Origin of the sequence: Limobrevibacterium gyesilva (genome assembly GCF_025989185.1) — a bacterium.
Classification (GTDB): domain Bacteria; phylum Pseudomonadota; class Alphaproteobacteria; order Acetobacterales; family Acetobacteraceae; genus Limobrevibacterium; species Limobrevibacterium gyesilva.
The window spans coordinates 429,943-441,708 of record NZ_JAPDNT010000001.1 but is presented as its reverse complement, the minus strand read 5'-3'; the positions used below and the strand labels follow the sequence as shown (position 1 = coordinate 441,708).

16 protein-coding genes are annotated in these 11,766 nt (G+C 66.6%); all 16 read left to right on the top strand.

All coding sequences use genetic code 11. The annotated features are described in order from the left end of the window. Nucleotides 1–17 precede the first annotated feature (17 nt). Complete coding sequence (locus OL599_RS02170; protein ID WP_264711941.1) at nt 18–611, top strand: CHAP domain-containing protein; 594 nt, start codon at nt 18–20, stop codon at nt 609–611. A gap of 205 nt (nt 612–816) precedes the next feature. After that, entirely contained in the window at nt 817–1,080 is a 264-nt protein-coding gene (locus tag OL599_RS02165) for a twin-arginine translocase TatA/TatE family subunit (RefSeq protein WP_264711940.1), read from the top strand. A gap of 6 nt (nt 1,081–1,086) precedes the next feature. Beyond that, nucleotides 1,087–1,695 carry a methylthioribulose 1-phosphate dehydratase gene (locus tag OL599_RS02160; RefSeq protein WP_264711939.1) on the top strand — a complete coding sequence of 203 codons (609 nt, stop codon included), beginning with the start codon at nt 1,087–1,089 and terminating at the stop codon, nt 1,693–1,695. After that, entirely contained in the window at nt 1,692–2,255 is a 564-nt protein-coding gene (locus tag OL599_RS02155; RefSeq protein ID WP_264711938.1) for a 1,2-dihydroxy-3-keto-5-methylthiopentene dioxygenase, read from the top strand. The genes OL599_RS02160 and OL599_RS02155 overlap by 4 nt, the downstream gene beginning before the upstream one ends. After that, nucleotides 2,252–2,959 (top strand): acireductone synthase, encoded by a 708-nt coding sequence (gene mtnC / locus OL599_RS02150; protein WP_408886901.1) that lies wholly within the window; start codon nt 2,252–2,254, stop codon nt 2,957–2,959. Before OL599_RS02155 ends, mtnC begins: the two co-directional genes overlap by 4 nt. Nucleotides 2,960–3,016: 57 nt before the next feature. Continuing rightward, entirely contained in the window at nt 3,017–3,967 is a 951-nt protein-coding gene (locus OL599_RS02145; protein ID WP_264711937.1) for an acetamidase/formamidase family protein, read from the top strand. A 127-nt stretch (nt 3,968–4,094) separates the two neighbouring features. Further along, nucleotides 4,095–4,610: a GcrA family cell cycle regulator gene (locus OL599_RS02140; protein WP_264711936.1), complete on the top strand. Its 516-nt coding sequence runs from the start codon at nt 4,095–4,097 to the stop codon at nt 4,608–4,610. 268 nt (nt 4,611–4,878) lie between these two features. Beyond that, entirely contained in the window at nt 4,879–5,088 is a 210-nt protein-coding gene (locus tag OL599_RS02135; RefSeq protein WP_264711935.1) for a cold-shock protein, read from the top strand. Nucleotides 5,089–5,319: 231 nt separating this feature from the next. Next, nucleotides 5,320–5,982: a class I SAM-dependent methyltransferase gene (locus OL599_RS02130; protein ID WP_264711934.1), complete on the top strand. Its 663-nt coding sequence runs from the start codon at nt 5,320–5,322 to the stop codon at nt 5,980–5,982. Nucleotides 5,983–6,178: 196 nt separating this feature from the next. Beyond that, nucleotides 6,179–6,973: a cytochrome c oxidase subunit II gene (coxB, locus tag OL599_RS02125; RefSeq protein WP_264711933.1), complete on the top strand. Its 795-nt coding sequence runs from the start codon at nt 6,179–6,181 to the stop codon at nt 6,971–6,973. Between the two features lie 32 nt (nt 6,974–7,005). Then, the gene (gene ctaD, locus OL599_RS02120; protein ID WP_264711932.1) at nt 7,006–8,613 is read left to right on the top strand and encodes a cytochrome c oxidase subunit I; all 1,608 of its coding nucleotides are present in this window, start codon (nt 7,006–7,008) and stop codon (nt 8,611–8,613) included. Nucleotides 8,614–8,625: 12 nt separating this feature from the next. After that, the gene (locus OL599_RS02115; RefSeq protein ID WP_264711931.1) at nt 8,626–9,597 is read left to right on the top strand and encodes a heme o synthase; all 972 of its coding nucleotides are present in this window, start codon (nt 8,626–8,628) and stop codon (nt 9,595–9,597) included. Between the two features lie 10 nt (nt 9,598–9,607). Beyond that, the gene (locus OL599_RS02110) at nt 9,608–9,772 is read left to right on the top strand and encodes a hypothetical protein (RefSeq protein ID WP_264711930.1); all 165 of its coding nucleotides are present in this window, start codon (nt 9,608–9,610) and stop codon (nt 9,770–9,772) included. A gap of 1 nt (nt 9,773) precedes the next feature. Continuing rightward, nucleotides 9,774–10,394, top strand: coding sequence for a cytochrome c oxidase assembly protein (locus OL599_RS02105; protein ID WP_264711929.1), 621 nt, complete (start codon nt 9,774–9,776; stop codon nt 10,392–10,394). A 151-nt stretch (nt 10,395–10,545) separates the two neighbouring features. Next, nucleotides 10,546–11,400 carry a cytochrome c oxidase subunit 3 gene (locus OL599_RS02100; protein WP_264711928.1) on the top strand — a complete coding sequence of 285 codons (855 nt, stop codon included), beginning with the start codon at nt 10,546–10,548 and terminating at the stop codon, nt 11,398–11,400. Continuing rightward, nucleotides 11,370–11,759 (top strand): DUF983 domain-containing protein, encoded by a 390-nt coding sequence (locus tag OL599_RS02095; protein WP_456306673.1) that lies wholly within the window; start codon nt 11,370–11,372, stop codon nt 11,757–11,759. Before OL599_RS02100 ends, OL599_RS02095 begins: the two co-directional genes overlap by 31 nt. The last annotated feature ends 7 nt before the right edge of the window (nt 11,760–11,766 follow it).

Below are 11,766 nucleotides of genomic sequence, written 5' to 3'. Positions count from 1 at the left end.
GATATGTTCGGACTGGCATGCACCGCATCATCCGCATATCGCTCAGGCTTGCTCTCCTCGTCGTTGCGGGGGCGCTGTCCGCCTGCGCTTCGTCGCCGCGCACCGGCCCGAACCTGGCGGCGACCAGCCGCCATCCGGGCCTGACCTGCGCACCGTTTGCGCGGGAACTGTCGGGCATCGCGCTTTATGGCGACGCCGCCACGTGGTGGGACGGGGCGGCCGGCCGTTACGGCCGCGCCAGCAGCCCGATGGTGGGCGGCGTGCTGGTGTTCCGCCGCTCCTCGCGGTTGTCGTCGGGTCATGTGTCCGTGGTGTCGCGTATCCTGACACCGCGGCAGATCACGGTCATTTCGGCCAACTGGGTGAGGGACGAACTCGACGAAGATCAGCTGGTCGTTGACGTCTCCGAGCGGAACGACTGGACCCAGGTGCGGGTCTGGTACCCGCCGTCCAATCAGCTCGGCATATTCACGTATTCGACCTATGGTTTCGTGCTGCCGCCACGCCCGGCGACGCATGAAGAACTGGTGCGCGCGACCCGGCCGGCGGCGGTCTATGCCATTGACAATCGGGGCCGACCGCTCCCGCGGGCGCGCTATGTCGGCGGCTAGCGGGCAGGCGCTACTCTCTTGAATCTGAAGTCCGCATAGGTGGCGAACTTCGGGGGCAGGACACTATGCCGAATCCCTGGCCGAGCGCGTGGGTGCTGGCCTTCCTGCACGATCCAGGCTACGCACCCTGCGAAACATCGCTTGCACCGGACACTCGGGCGGGCCATGTCGTCGAACACGGCGGTCCACCCGGTTGGAGGGAACTATGGGTAGTTTCAGCATTTGGCATTGGCTGGTCGTGCTTCTGGTCGTGCTTCTGCTGTTCGGCAGCGGCAAGGTCAGCAACCTGATGGGCGACTTTGCCAAGGGCATCAAGTCGTTCAAGAAGAACATGGCTGATGACAGCGACGATTCCATGGAGGCGAGCGCGGAGAAGCCGTCCGGCTCGATTTCCGGCCCCGGCGCCGGCACGTCGACCGCCGGTACGTCGACTGGCAGCACGCAGTCGACGGCCGCCAATCGCGGCTGACGCTCGATGCAGCCGACGCCCGCCTGGGCGATCGAGGCGATCGTTCAGGCGGGGCGTCGGATGGATGCCCGTGGATGGGTGCCTGCGACCGCCGGCAATATCAGCGTCAGGCTGGATGAGCGCCGCATCGCCATTACCCGCAGCGGCGGACACAAGGGCTTCCTCGATGCCGACGGGGTGATGCAGGTGGACCTGCAGGGGCGCCCGCTGACGGCTGGCAAACCCAGCGCGGAGACGCTGCTGCATTGCCAGCTGTACCGCCTGTTCCCCGGTGTCGGCGCGGCGCTTCACGGCCATTCGGTGGCGGCCACGGTGCTGTCGATGGCCGGCGACCGGCCGATCCGGTTGGCCGGCTACGAGGTCCTGAAGGCGTTCGAGGGACAGGCGACGCATGATGTGGCGCTGGAGCTGCCGGTCTTCGCCAACGATCAGGACATCGCCCGGCTGGCCGCAGCGGTGGAGCCGGTGGTCGCCGCGGGCAGCCCACTGGGCTATTTGATTCGTGGCCATGGCGTTTATGTTTGGGGTCCCGACATGCCGGCGGCGCTGGCCCGGCTGGAGGGGCTGGAATTCCTGCTGGCCTGCGAGCTCGAAAGAAGGAGGCTGGAACGATGAGCCGCCTGACCGTCTACCAGGACGATGCCCCTGGCACGCCCATCCTGGCGACCGAGGATGCCGGAGCGATCGCGCGGGAACTGCGCGGCGTCGGCGTGCGGTTCGAGCGATGGGACAGCCCGGTGACCCTGTCGCCCGAGGATTCCGCCGAGAAGATCCTTGAGGCCTATCGTCCCTACCTGAACGGGCTGATGGGCGAGACCGGCGCCGGCTCGGCCGACGTCATCAAGCTGACGCCGGACAATCCGAACGCGGCCGCCTTGCGCCAGAAGTTCCTGTCGGAGCACACGCACACCGAGGACGAGGTGCGCTTCTTCGTGCATGGCAGCGGCAACTTCATCATGCACGTGGGCGGCAGGATCTATGACGCGCATTGCGTGCAGGGCGACCTGATCAGCGTGCCTGCCGGCACCAGGCACTGGTTCGATGCCGGCGCGGCGCCGTTCTTCACGGCGCTGCGCGTGTTCACGGACGCGTCCGGCTGGGTGGCGCAGTATACCGGCGATGCGATCAGCGAACGCTTCCCGGCCTCGGTCGCCACGCCCTCCGCCGCGACGTGACGGTGCTGCCGCCTGCGGCGATCCTGACGGATATCGAAGGGACCACCACCCCGATCGCCTTCGTCCGCGACGTGCTGTTCCCGTTCGCCCGGGCCCGGCTGCCGGAATGGGTGGAAACCCATGCCCAGCGGCCGGACGTGGCGGCCGAGCTCGCCGAGATCCGCCGCATGACGCCGGGCAAGCCGGAGCTGCAGGCGCTGCTGCAATGGATGGACCAGGATGCCAAGGTCACGCCGCTGAAGGCGCTGCAAGGCATGATCTGGCGCGAGGGCTATCTGAACGGTGCGCTGAAGGGGGCGATCTACCCGGATGTGCCGCCGGCCCTGCGGCGCTGGGCGGGGGCCGGTCTGGGTCTGTACGTGTATTCATCCGGCTCGGTCGAGGCGCAGAAGCTCATTTTCGGGCATTCCACGGCGGGCGACCTGGCCCGCCTGTTTTCCGGCTTCTTCGATACCAGGGTCGGCGGCAAGCGTGAGCCTGACAGCTATGCGCGACTGGCGATCGCCATGCATGTGCCGCCGGTCGAGATCCTGTTCCTGTCCGATGTCGAGGCCGAGCTGGACGCGGCAGCGGCGGCGGGCATGCGCACCTGTCAGCTGGTCCGCGCCGAGGACGGCACCGAACCCTCCGACCGCCACCCGACTGCGGCCGATTTCCCCGGCGTGGCCGCAAGAATGGGGCTGCCGGGAGCCGCCCGGGCATAGCACGCGGCGTTCCTTATCCCTCTTCATATTGTGAAACTCGACCGACCGGAGCCTGCCATGGCCACGCACCACATCGCTGCAACGCCCGCGACCGTCCGCTGGGGCCAGTTCGACGCGGCCTTCCCGCCGGTCCTGACGATCAACTCGGGTGAGACGGTCGTGCTGGAATGCGTGTCGGGCGCACCGGAGACGCTGCCGCCGCCCGGCTCCGGCTTCCAGGTTCCGCCGGCGTTGGCGGCGATCCATGCCGCCGTGCCCCGTGGGGCCGGCCATATCATCACCGGCCCGGTGGCGGTGGCTGGCGCCGAACCGGGCGACATGCTGGAAGTGAAGATCGAGAAGATCGCGTTCGGCGCCGATTGGGGGTTCTGCGGCTTCCGCCCGCTGGCGGGCACGTTGCCGGAGGATTTCCCCGAGCGATTCCTGACCCATATCCCCGTGGACCGGGCACGGGGGACCTGCAAGCTGCCTTATGGCGCAGAACTCGATCTGGCACCGTTCTTCGGTGTGATGGGCGTGGCCCCGCGGCCGGCCTACGGCACGATTTCGACGATCCAGCCGCGCGAGCATGGCGGCAATCTCGACAACAAGGAACTGGGCGCGGGTACCACCCTGTTTCTGCCGGTCTGGGCGCCGGGCGCGCTGTTCTCGGCCGGCGACGGGCATGGCGTGCAGGGCGACGGCGAGGTCTGCATCAACGCGCTGGAGATGTGCCTGACCGGCACATTCACGCTGACGCTGCACAAGAAGGCCGGGCCGGGCCCGTTGCTGGCCTATCCGCGGGCCGAGACGGCGACCCATTACATCACCATGGGGATGAACGAGGACCTGGACCTGGCGATGAAGCAGGCGCTGCGCGAGATGATCGCCTTCATCTGCAGCCGCAGCAACCTGTCGCGGCAGGAGGCGTACCAGTTCTGTTCACTGGCCGTCGACTTCCGGGTGACACAGACCGTGAACGGCGAGAAGGGCATCCACGGGCTGCTGAAGCGGGGCTTGCTGTTCTGAACCACAACATTTAGGGTTCATAACGGACTTTTCCACAACTTTTTGCGCCCGAGTCGCCATCTGTCGTTGACCCGCCCTGCGGTCCGTCTACCATATCTTGTGGCCAGGACGGCAGGAGGACCACGAGATGGAGTGGAACGACGAGACGATCGCGCGCTTGCGCGCGCTCTGGGCGGAGGGACTCTCCACTGCCGAGATCGGCCGGCGGATGAATGTCTCGAAGAACGCCGTGGTGGGGAAGGCGCATCGGCTGAATCTGCCGGCGCGGCCGTCGCCGATCCGGCGCGACGGTGCAGCGGGCGGCATGCCGCGCCCGCCGGTGCCGCGCCGCGTGACCGGCCCGACCTTGCCCCCGCTCTCCGCCGACGCCCCCGTGATTGTCGAGGCCCAGCGAGCCGTGGCGCCGCCGAAGGTTGCGGCGGGCGCGCCGGCGGCGCCTGCCGCCGCGGCGCGATCGGCGCCGGTTCGCCCGGTACAGCCGCGTTTTGGACGCGCGGCCGCCTGTTGCTGGCCGATCGGTGAGCCCGGAACCAAGAGCTTCCGGTTCTGCGACGCCGAGGCGGCGGCCGGGAAGCCCTACTGCGCCGAGCATGCCCAGGTCGCTTACGTGAAAGTCCGGGACCGGCGCGAAGAGGCCGCCTGATAACCTTCTCTTACATGGGCCGCGCATCCGTTGCGTGGGGGCTGCCAGCGCGGGTATCGTTTCAGACGCCGGCGAGCACAGATCCCGCAGCAGAACACGGACGGCTCGCCGCCGGGTGGGATGCGCGTCCGGCTGTCGCAAGTGCGGGGCACGCGTCCGGATTCACGAGGACGTTCGGACGGGTCGTGTCGATCGGGATAGTCTTTTATCGGCGCATCGAGCCATTGTCCCGAACCGGGCGTCCGCAGCAAGGAGAGGCGGTGCGTCGATGCCCAAGGGTACAGTCAAATGGTTCAACCCGACCAAGGGTTACGGCTTCATCGCCCCTGATACCGGGGGCAAGGACGTTTTCGTCCATATCAGCGCCGTACAGAAAGCCGGGATGCGGACCTTGAACGAAGGCCAGAAGGTCGGGTTCGATATCGAACAGCAGCAGAATGGCCGGGCTGCAGCCGTGAACCTCGCCGCCGCCGACTGATCTTGTTCGTCCGGAACGTGTAAACGGCTCGGCGCCGCCCTGGTGGCGAGGCCGCCGGGCTGGCGATGTGCGCCGGTGCCCCGCGGCCGTGGGAGGCGGCTGACCCGCGATGCCTCAATCGTGCTGCGTGCGCCCTCTCCCCACTGCGGAGTGGACGTGTTAGAGACACCTGACAAGTATTTGCTGTCGGGCCCAGCCGTGCCGCGCGGTGGGCACCAGGACCCGTCTCTCATGAGCCATGCCACCGAAACCCACCGATCGCCTGCGCCGCACTCGGCCCTCGATGCCGATGCTGTTCGAGCCGCCTATCGGCGCTGGGCGGGCGTCTATGATGCCGTCTTCGGTGGCATCTCCGCCTGGGGGCGGCGCCGGGCGGTCATGGAGGTGAACCGGCTGCCGGGCACCAAGGTGCTCGAGGTCGGTGTCGGCACCGGGCTGGCGTTGCCGCGTTACGCCCCGGCCAAGCGGATCACCGGCATCGATTTGTCGGCAGAGATGCTCGACCGCGCCCGCACCCGGGTCCAGGACCAGCGCCTCGGCAACGTGGACGCGCTGCTGGAGATGGACGCCGAGCAAACCGGCTTCCCCGACGCCTGCTTCGACACGGCGGTGGCGATGTTCGTCGCCTCGGTCGTGCCGCATCCGCGGCGGCTGCTGGCGGAGATGCGTCGCGTCGTGCGGCCGGGTGGCCACATCCTGTTCGTGAACCACTTCGCCGCCGAGCGCGGCCCGCGCTGGTGGGCGGAGCGGACATTGGCGCCGGCCTCTCGCGCGCTGGGCTGGCATCCGGATTTCTCGGTTGACGCCCTGTTCAGCCCCGAGGACCGGGCGCAATGCACCCTTACGCCGGTGCCGCCGCTCGGTCTCTTCACCCTGGCGCGCCTGCCAAACTGACGTCGCGGCGGGGGGCCGCGGATGAACGGGCCTTGATCTGGACGTAAGGGTCTTGTAGCCCACATCTTGCAGCGCGGGGTGGTCGCTCACCTCGCGATTTCTCAGCGGGATGGATCGGCCGATGCACGTTCTCCGGCGGCTTAGTGCCGCATTTGCTCTCATTGCCACCGGCGCCCTGGGCTGTGCCGGGAGCGTCATGGCGCAGACTCCGACGAACTGGAACATCGGGATGCAGGCGCCAGGCAGCCCGGTCGCGCATGCTGTGACGAGCCTGCACGACATCGTGCTGGTGATCATCACGGCGATCACCGTCTTCGTCGCCGGCCTGCTTGGCTGGGTGATGTATCGCTACAATGCCAGCCGCAATCCGAACCCCAGCCGCACCAGCCACAACACGGTGCTGGAAGTGGCCTGGACCGTCGTGCCGGTGCTGATCCTGGTGGTGATCGCCATCCCGAGCTTCCGCCTCGTCTACTACCAGGACCGCACTCATGATGCCGACATGACCATCAAGGTGACGGCGCATCAGTGGTACTGGGAATACGCATACCCGGATCATGACAACGTCAATTTCAGCAGCTACATGGTCCCGACCGACCAGCTGAAGCCGGGACAGCTGCGTCTCCTCGATGTCGACAATCCGCTGGTGCTGCCGGCCGGGAAGAATATCCGGATCCTCGCCACCAGTGCCGACGTGATCCACAGCTTCTACATTCCGAGCCTCGGCGTTCAGCGCTACGCGATCCCGGGCCGCACGATCGAGACCTGGGTGCGGGTCGACCAGCCCGGTGACTATTACGGCGAGTGCAACCAGGTCTGCGGCAACAACCACAGCTTCATGCCGATCTCGGTCCATGCCGTGCCGCCGGCCGAGTTCGAGGCCTGGGTGAAGCAGGCCAAGACCAAGTTCGCCGAGCAGGGCGCCGTTCCCGCCGCATCCACGACCCCCGTCGCGCCTGAGCGGCTGGCGGTTGCGCAGATTCAGCACTGACCCCGCATGTCGGTGCATGAAGGAGACCTAAGATGAGTGCTACCGCCCACGACCACGCGCATCACGGCCATGACGACCGTCATGGCCATTATCCTGGGTTTGCAGCCCGCTGGCTCGGCAGCACCAACCACAAGGACATCGGCACGCTCTATCTGATCTTCGCGGTTCTCGCGGGGCTGGTCGGCGGCGCGTTGTCGATCTGGATGCGCATCGAACTGGCGTCGCCGGGCATGCACCACTTCACGTCGGGCCAGCAATGGAACGCGGTGGTCACCGCGCACGGGCTGATCATGATCTTCTTCGTGGTCATGCCGGCCCTGATCGGCGGCTTCGGCAACTGGTTCGTGCCGCTGATGATCGGCGCGCCGGATATGGCGTTCCCGCGGCTGAACAACATCAGTTTCTGGCTGCTCGTGCCGGCATTCTGCCTGATCATGGCTGGTCTGCTGAGCGGCGATGGCGCGGGCTCGGGCTGGACGCTGTACCCGCCGCTGTCAAATGCGACCTACCAGAGCGGCCCGGCGCTGGACTTCACGCTGTTCGCGCTGCATCTGGCCGGCATTTCGTCGCTGCTGGGCGCCATCAACTTCATCACCACCATCTTCAACATGCGCGCCCCCGGCATGACGCTGCACAAGATGCCGCTGTTCGTGTGGGGCATGCTGGTGACGGCGTTCCTGCTGCTGCTCGCGATCCCCGTGCTGGCCGGCGCGATCACCATGTTGATCACCGACCGCAATTTCGGCACGGCGTTCTTCGATCCGCAGGGCGGCGGCGATCCGGTGCTGTTCCAGCATCTGTTCTGGTTCTTCGGGCACCCCGAAGTGTACATCATGATCCTGCCCGGCTTCGGGATCGTCAGCCACATCGTTTCCACCTTCGGCCGCAAGCCGGTGTTCGGCTATCTCGGCATGGCCTACGCCATGGTCGCGATCGGCGTGGTGGGCTTCGTGGTGTGGGCGCACCACATGTTCGTCTCGGGCATGGACGTCGACACCCGCGCCTATTTCATGGCCGCGACGATGATCATCGCGGTGCCGACGGGCATCAAGATCTTCTCGTGGATCGCCACCATGTGGGGGGGATCGATCGAGCTGGCGACGCCGATGCTGTGGGCGATCGGCTTCATCTTCCTGTTCACGATCGGCGGCGTGACGGGCGTGGTGCTGGCGAATGCCGGCCTCGATCAGGTCCTGCACAACAGCTACTACGTGATCGCCCATTTCCACTACGTGCTGTCGCTGGGCGCGGTGTTCTCGATCTTCGCGGGATTCTACTACTGGATCGGCAAGATGTCGGGCCGGCAGTATCCGGAGTTCTGGGGCAAGGTGCATTTCTGGGTCACCTTCATCGGCGTGAACCTGACCTTCTTCCCGATGCACTTCCTGGGCCTGCAGGGCATGCCGCGCCGCTATGTCGACTACCCCGATGCCTTCGCCGGCTGGAACGAGGTGGCGTCGATCGGTTCGTATATCGGCGGCCTGTCGGTGCTGATCTTCCTGTACGTGGTCTTCCGCACCTTCACCTCGAAGGAACAGGTGGCCGAGAACTACTGGGGTGAAGGGGCTACGACCCTGGAGTGGACGGTGTCTTCGCCACCGCCGTTCCACACTTACGAGGAACTGCCACGTATCCGCTGATCGGGTGATGTCATGATTGAGGCTGCAAGCGCGGCGCTCGGCGAGGGCAGGGGGGGTGAGCCACCCTCCCTGGCGTCGCTTTCGGCACAGGGTATCGGTGTCTCCAGCGCGGGTGACTGGATCGCCTTGCTCAAGCCGCGGGTGATGACCCTGGTGGTGTTCACCGGGCTGGTCGGGCTGCTGGTGGCGCCCGGGCATCTGCATCCGATACTGGCCTTCACGGCGGTCCTGTGCATCGCCGTCGGCGCCGGTGCGGCCGGGGCGATCAATATGTGGTACGACCGCGATATCGACGCGGTGATGCGGCGAACCAAAAACCGGCCGATTCCGGCCGGGCGGATCCGCGCCGGTGAGGCGCTGGGCTTCGGCGTGACGCTGGCCGTCGCGTCCGTGCTGGTGATGGGTCTGGCGACCAACGCCCTGGCCGCCGCGGTGCTGGCCCTTTCCATCGCCTTCTATGTTTTCGTCTATACGATGTGGCTGAAGCGACGGACGCCGCAGAATATCGTCATCGGCGGCGCTGCCGGCGCCTTCCCGCCGGTGATCGGGTGGGCGGCGGTGACCGGCGGGCTCGACGTGATGCCGGTGCTGATGTTCGCGATCATCTTCTTCTGGACGCCGCCGCATTTCTGGGCGCTGTCGCTGTGGGCGCATACCGACTACCAGCGCGCGGGCGTGCCGATGCTGCCGGTGGTGGCCGGCGCGACTGAGACGCGGCGGCAGATCGTTCTCTACACCCTCCTGCTGGTGCCGCTCAGCCTGCTGCCATGGATGTTGCATCAGACCGGCGCCATCTACGGCCTCTCGGCGCTGGTGCTCGGCCTGGGTTTCCTGGCCAGCGTCTGGCGTGTGGCGCGCGACCGGCAGGACGCCGCTGGCGTCAGCCTGACCGGGGACGCCCCGGCGAAGGCCGCTTTCAAGTTCTCGATCCTGTATCTGTTCGTCCTGTTCGCGGCGCTCGCGGTGGACCGGATGATCGGTTGATCCCATGGGCATGAATCCGAAGCAGCTGCCGCCGCTGTCACGCGACGAGTCGAAGCTGGTCGCGCGGCGGCGCCGCGGCCGGAATATCGCCATGCTGATCGTGCTCATCGCGCTGTCCGGCCTGTTCTACGCGGTGGCGATGGTCAAGTTGACCAAGCCGGACCTGGCCCCCTGACATGAAGCAGTCGACGCAGCAGGCGCCTCGACCGAAGCAGCCGCGTGGCAATGCCGTTCTGGCGTTGTCGCTGTTCGGGGTCATCGCGGGGATGGTCGGGCTGTCGTTCGCCGCGGTGCCGCTCTATCGCGCCTTCTGCGCGGCGACCGGCTATGGCGGGACACCCAAGATCGGTCCGGCAGCCAGCCCGGGTGTGATCGCGCAGACGATCGCAGTCCGCTTCAATGCCGACACGAACCCGACGCTTCCCTGGCGCTTCCTGCCGGAGCAGAACGAGGTTCACGTCAAGCTGGGCGATGAGCAGGTCGCCTTCTACCATGCCCGGAACCTCGATTCCGGGCCGGTGACGGGGGTCGCGACCTATAACGTGACGCCCGAGAAAGCCGCGAAATACTTCCACAAGACCGCGTGCTTCTGCTTCAACGAGCAGACCCTGGCGCCGAACCAGGAGATGCAGTTCCCGCTGAGCTTCTGGGTCGATCCGGCAATCGCCAGCGATCCCAGCACCGCCGACGTGAACACGATCACGCTCTCCTACACCTTCTTTCGCTCGCTCGACGACGCCGCCCGCTCGGGCGCTCTTGCCAAGGCCGGGCCGCATGTCGGGCCGCTCGTGCGATGATCGGCTTCGCGCATGCCGGCGGCGCTCACTCCTTCGTCAGCCCGGGCATGGGCCCGGGCTTCTTTCGGCCTCCCCATCGCAGCGCACCAATCACCCTTGATGCGTGCGGCGTTTTGGCGATGATGCGGCCACCTCTTGTGATGGATTTGGCATGAGCAGCGACGCGCACGGCGCCACCACCCTTCCCGCCAGTTCGGGCCTGAAGCAGCCGTATCACCTGGTCGACCCTAGCCCCTGGCCGTTGCTCGGTTCCCTCGGCGGTGGCCTGACGGTGCTTGGCATCATTCTGGCGGCCCATTACGGCAGCTACATCACGCTGGTCATCGGCGTGCTGGTGATCCTTGGCGTCATGTTCTTCTGGTGGCGCGACGTGCTGAAGGAGAGCCGGACAGCCGGCATGCACACGCCGATCGTGCGCATCGGCCTGCGCTACGGCATGACGCTGTTCATCGCCAGCGAGGTCATGTTCTTCGCCGGGTTCTTCTGGGCATATTTCCATTTCGCCCTGTTCCCCGAGCACGTGCTGGGCGTCGAAAACCCGACATGGCCACCGGCCGGCATCCACACCTTCGATCCGTGGCATCTGCCGTTCCTGAACACGATGATCCTGCTGCTGTCCGGCACCACGATTACCTGGGCGCATCACAGCCTGCTGGCAGGTGACCGCAAGGGGCTGATCACCGGCCTCGCGCTCACGGTGGCGCTGGGCCTGACCTTTACGACCTTCCAGGCCATCGAATACTCGGAGGCGCCGTTCCACTTCAGTGGCGGCGGCATCTATCCGTCCGTGTTCTTCCTGGCGACCGGTTTTCACGGGTTCCACGTGATCGTCGGCACCTGCTTCCTGATCGTCTGCCTGCTCCGCGCGATGAATGGCCAGTTCACGCCGCAGCGGCATTTCGGCTTCGAGGCGGCCGCTTGGTACTGGCATTTCGTCGACGTGGTCTGGCTGTTCTTGTTCATCTGCATCTACTGGTGGGGCGCCGGGGTGATCGTCGGCGAGTGACCGACCGGGCCTCACCGCCCTGGTGGCAGGTGGCGCTGACATGCCGCTGCCCCCGGTGCGGCGAGGGCAGGCTGTTCAGGGGCGTGCTCACGGTCAACGAGCGATGCGGCGTGTGTGGCCTGGATCTGCGCGAACACGATGCCGGCGACGGACCGGCCGTGCTGGTGATCTTCCTGCTGGCAACCATGGTTGTGGCCGCGGCGTTCTGGGTGGAGTTCCGCTTCTCGCCGCCGCTTTGGGTCCATGCCGTGCTCTGGCCGGTTGTCACCGTGCCTTTGGCGTTGGCGATGATGCGGCCGCTGAAGGCCGCCCTGGTCGCACTCCAGTATCGCCATCGCTCCAGCGAGATGGGTGTATGAGGCTGTG

Coding starts and splice junctions, on each gene's coding strand:
- OL599_RS02170 (WP_264711941.1), top strand. CDS start 18: ATGCACCGCATCATCCGCATATCGCTCAGGCTTGCTCTCCTCGTCGTT.
- OL599_RS02165 (WP_264711940.1), top strand. CDS start 817: ATGGGTAGTTTCAGCATTTGGCATTGGCTGGTCGTGCTTCTGGTCGTG.
- OL599_RS02160 (WP_264711939.1), top strand. CDS start 1,087: ATGCAGCCGACGCCCGCCTGGGCGATCGAGGCGATCGTTCAGGCGGGG.
- OL599_RS02155 (WP_264711938.1), top strand. CDS start 1,692: ATGAGCCGCCTGACCGTCTACCAGGACGATGCCCCTGGCACGCCCATC.
- OL599_RS02145 (WP_264711937.1), top strand. CDS start 3,017: ATGGCCACGCACCACATCGCTGCAACGCCCGCGACCGTCCGCTGGGGC.
- OL599_RS02140 (WP_264711936.1), top strand. CDS start 4,095: ATGGAGTGGAACGACGAGACGATCGCGCGCTTGCGCGCGCTCTGGGCG.
- OL599_RS02135 (WP_264711935.1), top strand. CDS start 4,879: ATGCCCAAGGGTACAGTCAAATGGTTCAACCCGACCAAGGGTTACGGC.
- OL599_RS02130 (WP_264711934.1), top strand. CDS start 5,320: ATGAGCCATGCCACCGAAACCCACCGATCGCCTGCGCCGCACTCGGCC.
- coxB (WP_264711933.1), top strand. CDS start 6,179: ATGGCGCAGACTCCGACGAACTGGAACATCGGGATGCAGGCGCCAGGC.
- ctaD (WP_264711932.1), top strand. CDS start 7,006: ATGAGTGCTACCGCCCACGACCACGCGCATCACGGCCATGACGACCGT.
- OL599_RS02115 (WP_264711931.1), top strand. CDS start 8,626: ATGATTGAGGCTGCAAGCGCGGCGCTCGGCGAGGGCAGGGGGGGTGAG.
- OL599_RS02110 (WP_264711930.1), top strand. CDS start 9,608: ATGAATCCGAAGCAGCTGCCGCCGCTGTCACGCGACGAGTCGAAGCTG.
- OL599_RS02105 (WP_264711929.1), top strand. CDS start 9,774: ATGAAGCAGTCGACGCAGCAGGCGCCTCGACCGAAGCAGCCGCGTGGC.
- OL599_RS02100 (WP_264711928.1), top strand. CDS start 10,546: ATGAGCAGCGACGCGCACGGCGCCACCACCCTTCCCGCCAGTTCGGGC.